This window comes from Streptomyces sp. NPDC005017, assembly GCF_042873115.1.
Lineage (GTDB): Bacteria > Actinomycetota > Actinomycetes > Streptomycetales > Streptomycetaceae > Streptomyces.
Genome location: NZ_JBIALD010000002.1, coordinates 437,215 through 453,235 on the forward strand (window position 1 = coordinate 437,215; position 16,021 = coordinate 453,235).

General features: G+C 73.2%; 13 protein-coding genes. 4 read left to right on the forward strand and 9 right to left on the reverse strand.

What is annotated here, in order from left to right; translation table 11 throughout:
* The first annotated feature begins 10 nt into the window (after positions 1 to 10).
* The gene (locus ACFYR0_RS04725) at positions 11 to 832 is read left to right on the forward strand and encodes a PaaX family transcriptional regulator C-terminal domain-containing protein (RefSeq protein ID WP_389321857.1); all 822 of its coding nucleotides are present in this window, start codon (positions 11 to 13) and stop codon (positions 830 to 832) included.
* 314 nt (positions 833 to 1,146) lie between these two features.
* Here ACFYR0_RS04725 and ACFYR0_RS04730 read toward each other — a convergent pair whose 3' ends face one another.
* Positions 1,147 to 3,450: a bifunctional salicylyl-CoA 5-hydroxylase/oxidoreductase gene (locus ACFYR0_RS04730; RefSeq protein ID WP_389321859.1), complete on the reverse strand. Its 2,304-nt coding sequence runs from the start codon at positions 3,448 to 3,450 to the stop codon at positions 1,147 to 1,149.
* 2 nt (positions 3,451 to 3,452) lie between these two features.
* The gene (locus tag ACFYR0_RS04735; RefSeq protein ID WP_389321861.1) at positions 3,453 to 4,280 is read right to left on the reverse strand and encodes an enoyl-CoA hydratase family protein; all 828 of its coding nucleotides are present in this window, start codon (positions 4,278 to 4,280) and stop codon (positions 3,453 to 3,455) included.
* A gap of 545 nt (positions 4,281 to 4,825) precedes the next feature.
* On the opposite strand from ACFYR0_RS04735, the gene ACFYR0_RS04740 reads away from it, so the two are divergent.
* The gene (locus tag ACFYR0_RS04740; RefSeq protein WP_389321863.1) at positions 4,826 to 5,284 is read left to right on the forward strand and encodes an ATP-binding protein; all 459 of its coding nucleotides are present in this window, start codon (positions 4,826 to 4,828) and stop codon (positions 5,282 to 5,284) included.
* On the opposite strand, the gene ACFYR0_RS04745 is transcribed toward ACFYR0_RS04740, so the two are convergent.
* From ACFYR0_RS04745 to ACFYR0_RS04755, 3 genes are all read right to left on the reverse strand, one after another.
* Positions 5,238 to 6,677, reverse strand: coding sequence for an amino acid permease (locus ACFYR0_RS04745; RefSeq protein ID WP_389321865.1), 1,440 nt, complete (start codon positions 6,675 to 6,677; stop codon positions 5,238 to 5,240). The two genes, ACFYR0_RS04740 and ACFYR0_RS04745, sit on opposite strands and share 47 nt — an antisense overlap.
* A gap of 173 nt (positions 6,678 to 6,850) precedes the next feature.
* The gene (gene argF / locus ACFYR0_RS04750) at positions 6,851 to 7,858 is read right to left on the reverse strand and encodes an ornithine carbamoyltransferase (protein WP_389321867.1); all 1,008 of its coding nucleotides are present in this window, start codon (positions 7,856 to 7,858) and stop codon (positions 6,851 to 6,853) included.
* A gap of 92 nt (positions 7,859 to 7,950) precedes the next feature.
* Positions 7,951 to 9,174 carry an arginine deiminase gene (locus ACFYR0_RS04755; protein WP_389321869.1) on the reverse strand — a complete coding sequence of 408 codons (1,224 nt, stop codon included), beginning with the start codon at positions 9,172 to 9,174 and terminating at the stop codon, positions 7,951 to 7,953.
* A 136-nt stretch (positions 9,175 to 9,310) separates the two neighbouring features.
* On the opposite strand from ACFYR0_RS04755, the gene ACFYR0_RS04760 reads away from it, so the two are divergent.
* Both ACFYR0_RS04760 and ACFYR0_RS04765 read left to right on the forward strand, forming a co-directional pair.
* A complete protein-coding gene (locus ACFYR0_RS04760; protein WP_389321871.1) occupies positions 9,311 to 10,495 on the forward strand; it encodes an SPFH domain-containing protein in 1,185 nt (394 codons plus the stop codon).
* Entirely contained in the window at positions 10,492 to 11,379 is an 888-nt protein-coding gene (locus ACFYR0_RS04765; protein ID WP_389321873.1) for a hypothetical protein, read from the forward strand. The genes ACFYR0_RS04760 and ACFYR0_RS04765 overlap by 4 nt, the downstream gene beginning before the upstream one ends.
* Positions 11,380 to 11,425: 46 nt before the next feature.
* Here ACFYR0_RS04765 and ACFYR0_RS04770 read toward each other — a convergent pair whose 3' ends face one another.
* From ACFYR0_RS04770 to ACFYR0_RS04785, 4 genes are all read right to left on the reverse strand, one after another.
* Positions 11,426 to 13,132: an HEXXH motif domain-containing protein gene (locus ACFYR0_RS04770; protein WP_389321875.1), complete on the reverse strand. Its 1,707-nt coding sequence runs from the start codon at positions 13,130 to 13,132 to the stop codon at positions 11,426 to 11,428.
* Between the two features lie 123 nt (positions 13,133 to 13,255).
* Positions 13,256 to 13,492: a hypothetical protein gene (locus tag ACFYR0_RS04775; RefSeq protein WP_389321878.1), complete on the reverse strand. Its 237-nt coding sequence runs from the start codon at positions 13,490 to 13,492 to the stop codon at positions 13,256 to 13,258.
* A gap of 102 nt (positions 13,493 to 13,594) precedes the next feature.
* Positions 13,595 to 14,719 carry a caspase family protein gene (locus ACFYR0_RS04780; protein ID WP_389321880.1) on the reverse strand — a complete coding sequence of 375 codons (1,125 nt, stop codon included), beginning with the start codon at positions 14,717 to 14,719 and terminating at the stop codon, positions 13,595 to 13,597.
* Positions 14,716 to 15,891: a hypothetical protein gene (locus ACFYR0_RS04785; RefSeq protein WP_389321882.1), complete on the reverse strand. Its 1,176-nt coding sequence runs from the start codon at positions 15,889 to 15,891 to the stop codon at positions 14,716 to 14,718. Before ACFYR0_RS04785 ends, ACFYR0_RS04780 begins: the two co-directional genes overlap by 4 nt.
* Between the last annotated feature and the right edge of the window lie 130 nt (positions 15,892 to 16,021).

The window sequence follows — 16,021 nt, forward strand, 5'->3', positions numbered from 1 at the left end:
ACGACCTAAGATGATCAACGTGTCCGACCAGCATGCACCACGGTCTCTGATCGTCACGCTCTACGGCGCGTACGGCCGCCGGTTCCCCGGCCCCGTGCCCGTCGCCGAGCTGATCCGGCTGCTCGCGGCGGTGGGCGTGGACGCGCCCTCGGTGCGGTCGTCCGTGTCCCGGCTCAAACGGCGCGGGCTGCTGCTGCCCGCCCGTACCGCCGAGGGCGCGGCGGGCTACGAACTCTCGCCGGACGCCCGCCAGTTGCTGGAGGACGGCGACCGCCGGGTGTACGCCACGGCACCGCCCGGGGACGAGGGCTGGGTGCTCGCGGTGTTCTCCGTGCCGGAGTCGGAGCGGCAGAAGCGGCATGTGCTGCGCTCCCGCCTCGCCGGGCTGGGCTTCGGCACGGCGGCGCCCGGGGTGTGGATCGCGCCGGCGCGGCTGTACGAGGAGACCCGGCACACGCTCCAGCGGCTGCGCCTCGAGCCGTACGTCGACCTCTTCCGCGGCGAGCACCTCGGCTTCGCGCCGACCGTGGAGTCCGTCGCCCGCTGGTGGGACCTGGCGGCCGTCGCCAAGGAGCACGAGGCGTTCCTCGACCGGCACGGGCCGGTGCTGCAGGCCTGGCAGCGGCGCGCGGACACGCCTCCCGAGGAGGCCTACCGCGACTATCTGCTCGCCCTGGACTCCTGGCGGCACCTGCCGTACATCGACCCCGGCCTGCCCGCGCACCTGCTGCCCGCGGACTGGCCCGGCGTCCGCTCGGCGGGCGTGTTCCACGCGCTGGACGAACGGCTGCGGGAGGCGGGGGCGGGGTTCGCCGGAACGACGCGTCCGTAGGGGGCGCGGGGAACTGCGCGACCAGGTCGCGGACGCCGCTGTCCGATCCAGCCCGCGGGTGCGTCGTGGTCGCTCGCGCCCCTTCAGGGCACGTGCGCGACGTGGCTCAGGCGCAATCACCCCCCGTGGGGTCACGTACGCCGCCGGCCCATTCGAATCGCGGGTGCGTCGTGGTCGCCCGCGCAGTTCCCCGCGCCCCTTCAGGGCGTGGCCAGCCGCCCTCTTTCAAGGGGCGCGGGGAACTGCGCGACCAGCCACGGCGGCGCTGCGGACGAACGGCGTACGGCCGTGGGGGCCGCGTGAGGGCGGAGGCCTTACGGAGGGCCTAGGCCCAGGCGCGGCTTTGGGGCGTCCGTGCGGCCCGTGTTGGGGCGGCGGCTGCCGGCGCGATAGGGGGCGGGCCATACGGCTCCCGGCCCGGAGTAGCCCTGCTCGGCGGCGGCGTGCAGCGTCCAGTGCGGGTCGTACAGATGCGGACGGGCAAGCGCGCACAGGTCCGTACGGCCCGCGAGGATGAGGGAGTTGACGTCGTCCCAGGAGGAGATCGCGCCGACGGCGATCACCGGGACGCGCGCCTCGTGGCGGATCCGGTCGGCGAACGGCGTCTGGTACGACCGCCCGAACTCCGGCCGCTCCTCGGCCACCACCTGCCCGGTCGAGACGTCGATCGCGTCGGCGCCGTGCGCGGCGAAGGCCCGCGCGATCTCGACGGCGTCCTCGGCGGTGGTGCCGCCCTCGGCCCAGTCGGTGGCGGAGATACGGACGGTCATGGGCCGCTCCGCCGGCCACACCCCGCGCACCGCGTCGAAGACCTCCAGCGGGAAGCGCAGCCGCCGCGGGAGCGAGCCGCCGTAGGCGTCGGTGCGACGGTTGGTCAGCGGGGAGAGGAAGCCGGAGAGCAGATAGCCGTGCGCGCAGTGCAGTTCGAGCAGGTCGAACCCGGCCCGCGCGGCCCGCGACGCGGCGGCCGTGAACTGCTCGCGGATGTCCGTCAGCTGGGCCCGTGACAGAGCGCGCGGCGTCTGGCTGTCCGGCCGGTACGGCAGCGCGGACGCGGCGACCAGCGGCCAGTTGCCGTCGGGCAGCGGCTCGTCCATGCCCTCCCACATCAGCTTCGTCGAGCCCTTGCGCCCGGAGTGGCCGAGCTGGACACCGATCGCGGTGCCGGGCGACTGCCCGTGCACGAAGCCGACGATCCGCTTCCACGCCTCGCCCTGGCGCCCCGTGTACAGACCGGCGCAGCCCGGGGTGATCCTGCCCTCCTCGCTCACGCACACCATCTCGGTCATCACCAGCCCGGCCCCGCCGAGCGCCCGCGCACCGAGGTGGACGAGGTGGAGGTCGCCGGGCACGCCGTCCTGGGCGGAGTACAGGTCCATCGGCGACACGACGACCCGGTTGCGCAGGGTCAGCCCGCGCATCCGGAACGGGGTGAACATCGGCGGCGTTCCGGGCGGACAGCCGAACTCCCTCTCCACGGACTCGGTGAAGTGGGCGTCACGCAGCCGGAGGTTGTCGTGGGTGACCCGGCGGCTGCGGGTGAGCAGGTTGAACGCGAACTGGCGTGGCGGCTGGCCGAGATGGCGTGCGAGGTCCTCGAACCACTCCAGGCTGGCCCTGGCCGCGCGCTGGGTGGACGCCACGACGGGCCTGCGCTCCTCCTCGTAAGCCGCCAACGCGCTCGCCGTGTCCGGCTGTTCCTCCAGACAGGCGACCAGTGCGAGGGCGTCCTCGACGGCGAGCTTGGTGCCCGAGCCGATGGAGAAGTGGGCGGTGTGGGCGGCGTCGCCGAGCAGGACCAGGTTGTCGTGGGACCAGCGCTCGCAGACGACCGTACGGAACGTCGTCCAGGCGGAGTTGTTGGAGCGCAGCGGCCGGCCGCCGAGCGCGTCGCCGAAGATCTTGGCGCAACGCTCGACGGACTCGGCCGGCTCCATCTCGTCGAAACCGGCCGCGCGCCAGACCTCTTCGCGCATCTCGACGATCACGGTGGAGGCGTCGTCGGAGTACGGGTAGCCGTGGAGCTGCATCACGCCGTGCTCGGTCTCGGCGATCTCGAACCGGAAGGCGTCGAAGGCGAAGTCGGCGGCCAGCCAGATGTAGCGGCAGCGGTGCGGTTCGACCGTGGGGCGGAAGGCGTCGGCGTACCGCTCGCGGGTGGCGCTGTGCACTCCGTCGGCGGCGATGACCAGGTCGTGGGTCGCCATGAGGCCGGCCGGATCGGGGGCGGGCGTACGGAAGTTGAGGGTGACGCCGAGGTCCTCGCAGCGGGTGTGGAGGATCTGGAGGAGGCGTTTTCTGCCGAGGGCGGCGAAGCCGTGTCCTCCGGAGGTCTGGCGGGCGGCCCGGTGGACGATGTCGATGTCGTCCCAGCGGGTGAAGTGCTCCTGGAGGGCCGCGTAGACCTGGGGGTCGGCGTGTTCGATGCCGCCGAGGGTCTCGTCGGAGAGGACGACGCCGAAACCGAAGGTGTCCTCGGGGGCGTTGCGTTCCCAGAGGGTCACCTGGCGGGCGGGGTCGCGGCGCTTCAGCAGGGCCGCCGCGTAGAGGCCGCCGGGGCCCCCGCCGATGACCGCGATGTGCGGGCGGTGCGCTGCCGTGCCCCGCGTCGGGAACATCGCTACCTCCCCTGCCACTTCGGAGGGCGCTTCTCCGTGAACGCCGCGTGGAACTCCGCGTAGTCCTCGCCGTTCATCAGGAGGGCCTGGGTCGCCGCGTCCATCTCCACGGCCGCCGCCAGGGGCATGTCCAGTTCGGCGGTGAGGAGGGCCTTGGTCTGGGCGTGGGCCAGGGCGGGGCCGGCGGCGAGGCGCCCGGCGAGGGCGGTGGCCGCCTCGTGCGCACGGCCCTCGTCGGTCAGCTCGCTGATCAGGCCGATGCGTTCCGCCTCCGGGGCCCGCACCTGGTCGCCCAGCATCAGCAGACGGGTGGCGTGGCCGAGGCCCACGACCCTGGGGAGCAGATAGGCCGCGCCCATGTCGCCGCCGGAGAGACCCACACGGGTGAAGAGGAAGGCGAAGCGGGTCGTCGGGTCGGCCACCCGGAAGTCCGCCGCCAGGGCGAGGACCGCACCGGCGCCCGCCGCCACCCCGTGCAGGGCGGCGACGACCGGGAAGGGCGCCTCCCTGATCGCGCGGACCACCTGGCCGGTCATCCGGTTGAAGTCCAGGAGCTGCGCGGTGTCCATCGACAGGGTGGCGCCGATGATCTCGTCCACGTCGCCGCCCGAGCAGAAGCCGCGCCCCTCCCCCGCCAGCACCAGCGCCCGCACCGCGCGTTCACGGGACAGCTCGGCGAGCAGGTCGCGCAGGTCGGCGTAGGCCCCGAAGGTGAGGGCGTTGAGCTTGGCGGGGCGCGCGAGGGTGACGGTGGCGACGCCGTCGGCGACGTCGAGGCGCAGATGGCGCCAGTCGGCCGTGCGGCCGGCGGAGCCGGTGAAGGGACTCATGGGGTGCGGCCTCCTCGGGCGGGCACTGCCTCACTGAGCTCTACACCCTGAACGTATCACTGATTCGTGACTGTCGTCAGGGTCGCGCGATACGCGTTTCTGCCGAGAGGTCCGGGCGGGATGCCGGGGCGAGGAGAGGCCCGCTCCGGCGAGAGGCCGGTCCAAGGAGTCCCGCTCCGGGAAGAGGCCCCGCTCCGGGAGGAGGCCGATCCAGGGAGAGCTCCCGCTCCGGAGAGAGCCCCCGCTCCCGGAAGAGGCCCTCCGGGAAGAGGCCCCGCCCTGGAAGAGGTCCGGTCCGGGGCGGTCTCGCCCGGACCTTCGTGCTCCGCTTCCGTCACACACGTCACCGCCCGTCCTCCGCTCGTCGATAACGCGGTAACAGTGCGTTCGCTCGCGGGAGGCCGGGCGTTGCCCGGGGTAAGCGCCCCGGTAGCGGGACGGACCGTCCCGTGCGACGCCCGCCGTGCGACCGGCTGGGGGGCGCCGTACCATTCCTGAGATCGAAAGCAGGACGGCCTGATGTCTACTTCGGGAAAGCCTGCGCCATGAACGGACTCGCCTTGCACGAACGCCCCGCCTCACCGGCCTTCTGGCGCATCGCGCTGCCGCACTCGACCGCGGCCGTGCCCGTGGCGCGTGCGCTGGTCCGTGCGGCCCTGGCCGAGCTGGAGGACGGCGCGGACTGCGACACCGCCGAGCTGCTGACGGCGGAGCTGGTGGCGAACGCCGTGGAGCACACCTCCGGGGACGCCCCGATAGAGCTGGTCGTGCGGTTGCTGCCGACCGGCTGCCATGTCGAGGTGCACGACCCCGACCCGGCGCCGCCGGGCGATCTGCTGCACGCCGGGGACACCATGCCCGACCCCTGGCAGGAGCACGGGCGCGGACTGCTGCTGATCCGCGCCCTGAGCTCGTCCTGCGGGCACCGCCCCACCGGCTCCGGCAAGGCGGTGTGGTTCAGACTGCCGCTGGTACCGCCTCAGCGGCGGCCTCGTCCGGCGTGACGGCGGTCAGCCGCGAGTTGCGGCGGCCGTAGAGGCGGTAGACCATCAGACCGGCCGCGAGGAACACGGCGAACTGGACCCACGTCGTCCAGCCGGTCTCGTACATCAGGTACAGACAGAAACCGACGCCGAGCAGCGGGAACAACGGGACCAGCGGTACCCGGAAGGTGCGCGGCAGGTCCGGCTCGCGGCGGCGCAGGGCGATCACCGCGATGTTCACCACGGCCATGATGGCGAGCGTGCCGATGGTGCTCAGGTTGATCACCGCGTCCAGGGAGGCGAAGGCCGCCGGGAGCGCGAAGACGACCGCGACGATCAGGGTGCCCGCGACGGGCGTCGCGGTGCGCGGGGAGACCTTCTCGAAGACGGCCGGGATCAGGCCGTCGCGGGACATGGCCAGCAGGATGCGGGTCTGTCCGTACATCACGGCCAGCACCACCGAGGCGATGGCGACGACCGCGCCGAAGGCGACGATGCCGCCGCCGACCGTGGATCCGGTGACCTGGTCGACGACGTGGGACAGCGCGGCGGGACGGCCCCCGACCTCGTCGGCGCCGACGGCCCCGATCGCGGCCAGCGCGACGGCGCAGTACAGCAGGGTGACGACGGCCATGCAGACCAGGATCGCGATCGGCACGTCCCGGCGCGGGTTCTTGGCCTCCTCACCGGTGGTGGTGATCGCGTCGAAGCCGATGTAGGAGAAGAACGCGGCGGTGGTGCCCGCGCCGATGCCGCCGAGGCCGGCCGGCGTGAAGGGGCTGAGGTTGCCGTCCTTGAAGGCGCTGTAGCCGATCGCGCAGAACGCGATCAGGATGACCAGCTTGAGCACGGCCATGGCGGCCGTCGCCCGCGCGCTCTCGCGCACCCCGCGGATCAGCAGCGCGGAGGCCATCGCGATGACCAGCACGGCCGGGACGTTGGCGACGCCGCCCTCGCCGGGACCGGCGGACAGCGCGGCGGGCAGCTGCACGCCGAGGAGGCTGTCGAGCAGCTCGTTGACGTACTGGCTCCAGCCGACCGCGACCGCCGAGATCGAGATGCCGTACTCCAGCAGCAGGCACCAGCCGATGAGGAAGGCGGTGGTCTCGCCGAGGGTGGCGTAGGCGAAGGAGTACGAGGAGCCGGAGACGGGGATCGCGCCGGCCAGCTCGGCGAAGGCGAGCGCGGTGAACACGCAGGTGATCGCGGCGAGTACGAAGGAGACGACGACCGCGGGTCCGGCCTGGGCGACCGAGTCGGACAGACCCACGAAGATGCCGGTGCCGACGATCGCGCCGACGCCGAAGCAGACGAGCTGGAACAGTCCCATCGTGCGCCTCAGACCGTGGCCCTCACGGTCGGCGCCCGACTCTGCCACCAGCAGGGCAGGGGACTTGATACGGGGAGCGGGCATGCGGGTGGTGCTCGTTTCTGGTGGTGCGGGGTGCGACGGGGTCGTCGCGCGACGGCCTCGGACGGGGTGGGTCCGGGCCGCCGGACAGCATAAGGCGCGGGTAAGTCCCTGGGTGCCGATGGTTGCCTCGGGCCATGGTTGCCAGCGGCTTCACCGCACGTCGGGAAGGGCGTTCAGGCCATGGTCGCGACCAGTACCGCCTTGATGGTGTGCATGCGGTTCTCCGCCTCGTCGAAGACGACCGAGTGGGCCGACTCGAAGACCTCGTCGGTCACCTCCAGCGACGTCAGGCCGTACATGTCGTGGAGGTCCTGGCCGACCTTGGTGCCGAGGTCGTGGAAGGCGGGCAGACAGTGCAGGAACTTCACGTCCGGGTTGCCGGTGGCGCGCAGGACGTCCATGGTCACGGCGTAGGGGACGAGGGCGGCGATCCGCTCGGCCCAGACCTCCTTGGGCTCGCCCATGGAGACCCAGACGTCGGTGGCGACGAAGTCCGCGCCGCTCACGCCCTCCGCGACGGACTCGGTGAGGGTGATGCGGGCCCCGCTGGTCCCGGCCAGCTCCTGGGCGCGGTCGACGATCTCCTGGACGGGCCAGTACGTCTTGGGGGCGACGATCCGTACGTCCATGCCGAGCAGGGCGCCGGTGATCAGGTAGGAGTTGCCCATGTTGAAGCGGGCGTCGCCGAGGTAGGCGAAGGCGATCGCGTCCAGCGGCTTGGCGCTGTGCTCGGTCATCGTGAGCACGTCGGCGAGCATCTGGGTGGGGTGCCAGTCGTCCGTGAGGCCGTTGAAGACGGGGACGCCCGCGTGCGCGGCCAGTTCCTCCACCTTGGCCTGGCTGTCCCCGCGGTACTCGATGCCGTCGAACATCCGGCCGAGGACACGGGCGGTGTCCTTGACGGACTCCTTGTGCCCGATCTGCGAGCCGGAGGGGTCCAGGTAGGTGGTGTGGGCGCCCTGGTCGGCGGCGGCGACCTCGAACGCGCAGCGGGTGCGCGTCGAGGTCTTCTCGAAGATGAGCGCGATGTTCTTGCCGGTCAGACGCCGCTGCTCGGCCCCGGCCCGCTTCGCCGCCTTCAGCTCCGCGGCGAGCTCGACCAGACCCCGGAACTCCGCCGCGGTGAAGTCCAGCTCTTTGAGGAAGGCGCGCCCGGCGAGGGCGGTCGGGACATTCGCCATGGGGCGCTCCAGGGTTGCGAGGGCAGGCCTGCGGAAGGACTGCGGAATTCTATACGACTGCTAGAATTTTTATACAGCCCTCCCGCCTTCCCTCACACAGCGTCTCGCTCTACGGGACAGCTCATACAGCGCGGCCCGCCCCGGCCCCGCCCCAGTTCGCTGCCCGGGATCTCGATCACCTCGATGCCCTGCTTGCGCAGATGCGTGTTGGTGGTGGAGTTCCGCTCGTAGGCGACGACCACGCCCGGCTCGACGGCGAGCACGTTGCAGCCGTCGTCCCACTGCTCGCGCTCGGCGGCGTGCACGTCCTGGGTGGCGGTCAGCACCCGGATCTCGTTCAGCCCGAGCGAGGCCGCGATGGCGCGGTGCATGTGCTCCGGCGGATGGTCGGTGACCTTCAGGTCCTTCTCGCCGGCGCCCGGCTCGATGGTGTACGAGCGGAGCATGCCGAGCCCGGCGTACTGGGTGAAGACATCGCCGTCGACCATGGTCATCACGGTGTCGAGGTGCATCAGGGCGCGCCGCTTGGGCATGTCCAGCGCCACGATCGAGCGGGCGGACCCGGCGGCGAACAGTTTGTGGGCGAGCATCTCCACCGCCTGCGGGGTGGTCCGCTCGCTCATGCCGATCAGGACGGCGCCGTTGCCGATGACCAGCACGTCACCGCCCTCGATGGTGGACGGGTAGTCGGCCTGCCCCTCCGACCAGAGGTGGAAGGACTGGCCGCGGAAGAGGGGATGGTGCCGGTAGATCGCCTCGAAGTGCACGGTCTCGCGCTGCCGGGCGGGCCAGCGCATGGCGTTGATGGAGACACCGTCGTAGATCCAGGCGGAGGTGTCCCGGGTGAAGAGGTGGTTGGGCAGCGGCTCCAGCAGGAAGTCGTCGAGGTCCATGGCGTGGAAGCGCACGGAGACCGGCTCCGCGTGCCCCTCCAGGAACTCCCGCTTGGTCATGCCGCCGACCAGCGCCTCGGCCAGTTCCCTGGCGGGCAACGACTCGAACTCGGCCCGCAGATGGTCGGTGGCCAGCGGGCCGTACTCCTTCTCGTCGAACACCCGGTCCAGGACGAGCGCGCGGGCCACCGGGATCTCCAGGGCCTCGGTGAGCAGGTCCCCGAAGAGGTGCACGGCGACGCCCCGGTCGCGCAGCACATCGGCGAAGCCGTCGTGCTCGGCACGCGCCCGGCGCACCCAGAGCACGTCGTCGAAGAGCAGGGCGTCCTTGTTGCTGGGGGTGAGCCTTTTGAGCTCGAGATCCGGCCGGTGAAGGATGACGCGGCGCAGCCGCCCGGCCTCGGAGTCGACTTGGAATCCCATGACTCCATCCTGACCACCCGCGACCGCCTTCACCCGCTTCTCGCGCGTTTCCGTACCCGCTTATTCTCGTCCCCTTGACGACAACCGGCCCTCCCCTTTATCGTCTTCATGACGAAAACCTGCGAGGGGGGCTCACATGGCCGACATCACGCGGCGCCTCGGCTGGCGCCATCTGCGGGGCGCGCCCACGGCGCACATCCGCCACCACCGCTCGGGCCGCCTGGTGCACGACGGGCCGGGGCTGAGCTTCTGGTTCCGGCCGCTGACCGCCGCCCTGTCCGAGGTCCCGGTCGACGACCGCGAACTGGCGATGACCTTCCACGCCCGCACCTCCGACTTCCAGGACGTCGCCGTGCAGGCGACCGTCACCTTCCGTATCGCCGACCCGGCGCTGGCCGCCGCGCGGCTGGACTTCTCCGTCGACCCGGACACCGGCGCCTGGCGCGGCACCCCGCTGGAGCAGCTCGGCACGCTGCTGACCGAGACCGCCCAGCAGCACGCGCTGGACGTCCTCACCCGGACACCGCTGTCCTCGGCCCTGGTCGACGGGGTTACGGCGGTGCGCGAGCGGGTGGCGGCGGGTCTGGCCGCCGAGCCCCGGCTGCCGGCCACCGGCATCGAGGTGGTGGCCGTACGCGTGATGGCGCTGCGTCCGGAGCCCGAGGTGGAGCGGGCGCTGCGCACCCCGGCCCGTGAGCAGATCCAGCAGGAGGCGGACCGCGCGACCTACGAGCGCCGGGCCGTGGCCGTCGAGCGCGAACGCGCCATCGCCGAGAACGAGCTCGCGAGCAAGATCGAACTGGCCCGCCGCGAGGAGCGGTTGGTCGAGCAGCGCGGCACCAACGCCCGCCGGGAGGCGGAGGAGGCCGCGGCCGCGGACGCCGTACGGGCCGAGGCGGAGGCCGCGCGGACCGTGCGGCTGGCGGAGGCGGAGGCGGCTCGCTCGGTGAAGCTGGCGGAGGCGGAGGCCGCGCGGTCGGTGAAGCTGGCCGAGGCGGAGGCCGATCGGTCGCTGCGGCTCACCGAGGCCGAGGCCAGGCGCACCGCGCAGCTCGCCGAGGCGGAGGCGGCGCGGGCGGTGCGGCTGGCGCGGGCCGAGGCGGAGAGCGCGCGGGAGGTCGGCGAGGCGCGGGCGCAGGCCCAGGCCGCCTGGCTGCGGGTGCACGCCGACGCCGGGGTGGACGGCGTGGCCACCCTGCACGCCCTCACGGGCACGCGGCTCGCCGAGAACCTGCCCAGCATCGAGAGCGTCACCATCACTCCCGACGTGCTCACCGGCCTGCTCGCCAAGCTGGGTGTGAGCGGCCGGGACGGGGCATGAGCCTCGCGCCCCGGGCGGTCCTCGTGCACCGCACCACCGAGTACGAGGAGCTCGTCGCCCGGCACGGCACCCATGGCCAGGCCGCGTTCTTCCTCGCCTCCCGGGGCCGGGACATCGAGGAGGTCGCCGAGCGGCACCGCCGTACGCACCGGGCGCTCGCGCAGGTGGCCGCCGCGGTGCCGGCGGCCTGGCGGCAGGCCCGGGTGGAACGGGCCGACCTGGACCGGTTCCTGTTCGCGCCGGAGGACGTCGTGGTCGTGGTCGGCCAGGACGGGCTGGTGGCGAACGTCGCCAAGTACCTCGCCGGGCAGCCGGTCGTCGGCATCGACACCGACCCCGGGCGCAACCCCGGCGTCCTGGTCCGCCACCGCCCCGAGGACACCGCCGCGCTGCTCACCGGGCGCCCGGCCGCCGAGGAGCTCACCATGGTCGAGGCCGTCGCGGACGACACCCAGCGGCTGGTCGCGCTGAACGAGGTCTACCTCGGCGCGGCCGGCCACCAGACCGCCCGCTACCGCCTGGACCTGGAGGACGACGGGGGTGTCGTCGAGGCCCAGGCCTCCTCGGGGGTGCTGGTCGGCACGGGGACCGGCGCGACCGGGTGGCTGCGGTCCGTCTGGCAGGAACGGGGCGCGCGGCTCCCGCTGCCCGCGCCGACCGAGGACCGGCTGCTGTGGTTCGTCCGCGAGGCCTGGCCCTCCCCCGCCACCGGGACCTCCCTGGTCGCGGGCGAACTCCCCGCGTCCCGGCGGCTCCGGCTGACCGTCGAGTCCGAACGCCTCATCGTGTTCGGCGACGGCATCGAGGCGGACGCGCTGGAGCTGACGTGGGGGCAGGGGGTGGAGGTGGGGGTGTGCGGGGAGCGGTTGCGGTTGGTGGGGTGAGGCCCTGCGTTCTGCTCCTTGCGTTCTGCAGCCTGTGTGCCCCGCCCTACGCCGGTCCGCGCCCGCGCGGTCGCAGCCGTTCCGGGCGGGCCAGCAGGCGGCGGGAGGCCCGGCCCGGTTCGAGGGCCGCGCGGGCGACGATCCACCCCGCCAGGGCGTGCGGCTCGCCCGGGTCGTCCGCGAGGGCGTCGTCGTAGCGGGCGAGCGCGGCGGCCGGGCGGCCCGCGGCGAGGTACTCGTCGGCGGTACGGGGCGCGGTGGGGCGGATGGCGAAGGTCCGGGTACGGGTGTCCGGCCACGGGAGGCGGTCCGAACGGAACCGTGGGAACTCCGGGACCGGCCCGGCGACCGGGACGACGTTGCGCAGCCGCCACTCGGTGCGGTGCAGGGCGGCGGCCGTACGGGCGCGGGCCAGGGCCTCAGCCGGAACCGGCTCGCGCAGCCAGCCGTCCAGGGTGCGGGCCAGCCCCGAGACCAGGGCCCGTCCCTCGGCGGTCAGCCGGCCGCTGGTGAGCAGGGTGCGCACGACGAGACGGCTCTGGAGCCGCCGGAGCGCGAAGTGGTAACCGGCCTCCTCGCCGGGCTCCTTGCCGGCCAGCCGGTCCCGCCAGAAGCCCGCGACACCGGTGAACGCGTAGGCGCCGTGCAGCAGTCCGGTGAGATGGCGCGGGTCGGCGCGCCAGGGGGCGTAGTAGCGCTCCTCCCGGTCGTCGTCGAGCAGCGGGAACAGATGGAGCAGGGCGGCGAGTTTGCTGTGCTGGAACTCGTGGACGAGGGTCTCGGCGAGGGCCAGCGCCGACGCGGGGCGTGCGATCACCATGGCGCCGTAGGAGTCCCCGCTCGAACCGGACAGGGGCACCACGGGCGGGGCGGGCGGCAGCAGGCCCGTGCGGCCGAACGGCACGACGGACCGGATCACCGCCGGGTCCACCCGGCCAGGCCCGGTGCCGCCGGGGTCGGCGAGGATGCCGACGGCGTCGTCGAACAGCCGCTGCCACTCCTCCGCCTCGTCCGCGTCCAGCCGGGCGGGCGGGACCGGGTCGTCGAGGTCGCGGTACGGGTCGAGGTCGTCCAGGGGGATGGCGGTCACCCCGGCTGGGCCGATGTGGGTCAGGGTGCGCAGGGGCTGCCAGGTGGCGGGGGCCCTGGTCTCGGCGCGCCGGTCGTACTCGGGCACCACGACCGGCGCGGCCCGGCGGCTGCGCAGCGGTGACGTGACCGGACGGCAGGTCAGGGCGGTGGGCCCGGAACGCCGTCCGGGACCGGTGAGGGTCAGGCCGCCCCGGCTGGTGGTGGCCACGCCGACCGTGCGGCCCGCCGCCGCGTCGGGGAGCCATGCCCGCCCGAGGCCGGGCAGACAGAGCGTGCCGTCGCTGAGGGAGACACGGAGCTCGGCGTCCGTGCCCGCGCTCAGACAGGCCGTCACGGCCAGGGCGCACAGGTGTCCGGCCTCCACCCACAGCGGCGGACCGGTCGCGGTGCCGTGCACCCGGCGCAGCATATGGGCCAGCCAGCCGCCGGTCGCGGGCGCGAGCAGCAGCCGGTCGACCGGGCCGGGAGCGTGCTCGGCGGCGTCCTTGAGGGCGGCCCAGGCCTCGGCGGCGGGGGTCAGGGGGGTGGGCACCTCGTCGAGATGGTCGAGCAGCGTGCGCAGGAGCAGCATGCGGCGGGCGCGCTCACCCTGTTCGAGGAAGGCGAGGGCCTGGCTCGAGCCCCCGCCCGTGGCAAGTTCCGCGAAGAGGCGTTCGGGCATGCAGAAGGGGGCTGTGCGCGGCTCTCCGGGCATGGACGGGGACCTCCGGTCGCACGGAAGGGGCGCACGTGAGCCCCGGCGGGCAGGCGGAGACCTCGGGAGGGCTCGGCCGATCGGGTCGGGCTACTCGGCTCGGGCGTTGCCGCCGGTCCCTTCGTTTCCGCCCTTCATGCTGCTGCGGGCACGCAACACCTCCACCAGCAGACGAGAGGTGGGCCGAAGCGGCGTGAGGTCGTCCACCGCGGTGAGAGGCAGCCCGGTGAGGTCGGCCAGATCCGCCTCCCAGAAGCCGGTCCCCGCGGCGACGGACGGCTCACGGACGGCGGCTTCGGCGTGCAGTCGAGCGGGCGGCTGGTCCAAGTTGCTCCCCCCTTCACGTAACGGTGGCACACGGTTCCTCGTGTCCCTTCCCATCATGGCCATTCCTACCCCCGTCGAAAACCGTACGATCACGCCACCCGATCATCCCCCGCCGCGTGGGCGGTCGAACCTGTCCGTGAACTCCCCCAACGCGGCACGCAGTTCGGTTGCGCGTCCGGGATCGCTGTCCACGGCGAGCACCGCGTCGTACAGCTCCCACAGGGCCTGGGCGCCGCGCTTGGCGAGGTGGTTGAGGAGATAGGTGGCGTCCGTGCGGGCCTTGGTGTGACGGGCGAGTGTCCCGGTGTGGGAAGGGTCCAGCGCGGCGATCACCGCCTGCCGTTCCACGGGGTCCGACATCAGCGGATACACCGTCAGAGCGTCCACGGCCCGCAGCAGCGGGGACACCGGACGGGCCGCTGGGCCGGGTACGGGTGCGGTCAGGGTCTCGGTGCGTTCGGGGCTCCGCATGCGGATCTCGGGGTACTGAAGAGTAAGTCCCGCTTCCCTGAGAGTCGCGATGCGCGCGCGGACGGCGGGAAACAGTTCCTCGGGATCGGGGGGTTCCGGCAGGAGCGCCGCCCGGTCCGCCAGCAGCTCGAGCAGGACGTCGGAGAACAGTCCCGTGCCCCGTTCGGGGTCGTTGACGGCGGCCCGGCCGCGGCCCGCGGCGCTCAGCAGGGTCTGCCGGTGGACGAGGTTGCGCCGCCCCACGGGCAGTGCTTCGGGCGGCAGTTGCTCCCGGAAGGCGAGGTCCTCCTCGAAGGTCTCGCAGGCGTCCACCACCCACATCTGCCGGGCGAGTCCGGGCACGGCGTCACCGGCGTACCGCTCCAGCGCGGAGTCGAGGTCGATGCCGAGCTTGTCGGCGGTGGTCGCGTCCGCGCAGAACAGGCGCAGACCGCCGGACCGGCCGAGGACTCCGTGTCCGCCCCACCACACCCAGAGGATGTCGCCCTGCGCCAGGGACAGTTCGCGGACCAGGACGCGCCGCAGGGTGGCGTGGTCGGCGGGCGCGTACCCGACGTCCGGCACATATGCCGCCGACGGAGCGAGGTGCAGACGGAGTTGGTGCTCCGGCACTCCGGCGGCGCGCAGCAGCCGGTGGAAGCGCACGGCGTCCCGGGCCGGTCCGGGCAGGTCCCAGTCGGGACCGGCGTCGTACCTCTCGACGCCGACGATCAGCGCGTGCACCCGGCCCGGGTCGACGCCTCGGGGCGCGCTCACGGCAGCCGGTCCACGATGTGCCGGTACACCTCGGGGTTGGTCCAATAGGCGCTGTGCGCCGCCGGGAACGGCTGGCGGCTGTCGACGGCGACGTCGGTGACCCGGCCGGGGAACAGCCTCGCGCCGACGTACCCGAGCAGATCGCGGGGGTCGTACAGATTCAGCCAGTCGGGGACGTGGGGTGGCAGGGGCGCGGGGTGCTCGAGCCGGGGCAGCGAGCCCGACTCGTAGAGGAACGGCGCCTGGGAGCCGGCCGTCACCAGCAGGCGGACCTGGGGCAGCGGGGCGGAGATCAGAGTGTCCAGGGCGATGATGCCGCCCAGGCTGTGCCCGACGAGGGTGACGGGCGCCTCCAGTCCGGCGACCAGAGTCCGCAGATCGGCCCGGGCCCCCTCGCCCCGGCTGAGGTAGCGCAGGACGTCTCCGGCGGCGGGGTGCGCCGCCTGGGTGAGGGCGCGCCTGCGGCGCACGACGGCACGTGAGGCGGCTGAGCCGGCGGCACGCAGCACCAGGGAGCGCACCGAGCGCTCGGTTCCCCGCACCGGTGCCCCCAGCGCCTCGGCGAGGCGGCCGACGACGGCGTCACGGGTGTCACCGGCCGGGACGAGCGGGGTGTCGGCGTCGAGGGCGTCACCGATGACCCGGGCGACCAGGGCGCGGGCGGCGAGAACCGCCAGGTCCGGCGGGTCGAGGGTCTCGGCGGCGGGTCCGAGCAGCGGTTGCGCGGCCAGGTCGGCGGCCGCACGGGCGAGCCCGGGGCCCAACTCGTCGGCAGGTGCGTCGCCCTGGGCGGCCAGCCGGGCCAGGTCCGCACGAAGCCGCTGGTCAGGCGGTACGGAGCCGGGCGGGCGCTCACCCTTCGGCCCGGCCCCCGCGGCCGCGAGGGCGAGTTCGGCGTACGGGTCGGCATAGAGCACAACCCAGGCCGCGATGGGATCGGCGGCAGTGTCCGCGGCGGCCGGGGCGTCGTTGAGTCCACGCGTGGTGCCCGCCTCCGGCGGCAGGCTCGCACCGCCCGCAGCGAGCGTGGCGCCGTGCTTGTCCCCCCAGTAGTAGGGCACGATGCGAAGCCCCTCACGCAGCGTGGTCAGTCCGGCCGCGAAGCGTCCGGCCAGCGCAGAGAAGTCAGGCTCGCGAACTCCCGTCCCATGAATGAAGACGACCGCCGTCATGTGCCCCCCGTGACACCTGTGAAGCTCCGATTACGACTGCCTCCGCTGAGTCAACTTACGCATACCATAAGGAAGTTGGGATCGAGCACATTTGCGAGAGCTGAGAGACCCGAAAGCGGCCGGACTGACG

Bases quoted from the DNA above. Each gene is read 5' to 3' on its own strand.
- ACFYR0_RS04725 (WP_389321857.1), top strand. From the start codon at position 11: ATGATCAACGTGTCCGACCAGCATGCACCACGGTCTCTGATCGTCACG.
- ACFYR0_RS04730 (WP_389321859.1), bottom strand. From the start codon at position 3,450: ATGTTCCCGACGCGGGGCACGGCAGCGCACCGCCCGCACATCGCGGTC.
- ACFYR0_RS04735 (WP_389321861.1), bottom strand. From the start codon at position 4,280: ATGAGTCCCTTCACCGGCTCCGCCGGCCGCACGGCCGACTGGCGCCAT.
- ACFYR0_RS04740 (WP_389321863.1), top strand. From the start codon at position 4,826: ATGAACGGACTCGCCTTGCACGAACGCCCCGCCTCACCGGCCTTCTGG.
- ACFYR0_RS04745 (WP_389321865.1), bottom strand. From the start codon at position 6,677: ATGCCCGCTCCCCGTATCAAGTCCCCTGCCCTGCTGGTGGCAGAGTCG.
- argF (WP_389321867.1), bottom strand. From the start codon at position 7,858: ATGGCGAATGTCCCGACCGCCCTCGCCGGGCGCGCCTTCCTCAAAGAG.
- ACFYR0_RS04755 (WP_389321869.1), bottom strand. From the start codon at position 9,174: ATGGGATTCCAAGTCGACTCCGAGGCCGGGCGGCTGCGCCGCGTCATC.
- ACFYR0_RS04760 (WP_389321871.1), top strand. From the start codon at position 9,311: ATGGCCGACATCACGCGGCGCCTCGGCTGGCGCCATCTGCGGGGCGCG.
- ACFYR0_RS04765 (WP_389321873.1), top strand. From the start codon at position 10,492: ATGAGCCTCGCGCCCCGGGCGGTCCTCGTGCACCGCACCACCGAGTAC.
- ACFYR0_RS04770 (WP_389321875.1), bottom strand. From the start codon at position 13,132: ATGCCCGAACGCCTCTTCGCGGAACTTGCCACGGGCGGGGGCTCGAGC.
- ACFYR0_RS04785 (WP_389321882.1), bottom strand. From the start codon at position 15,891: ATGACGGCGGTCGTCTTCATTCATGGGACGGGAGTTCGCGAGCCTGAC.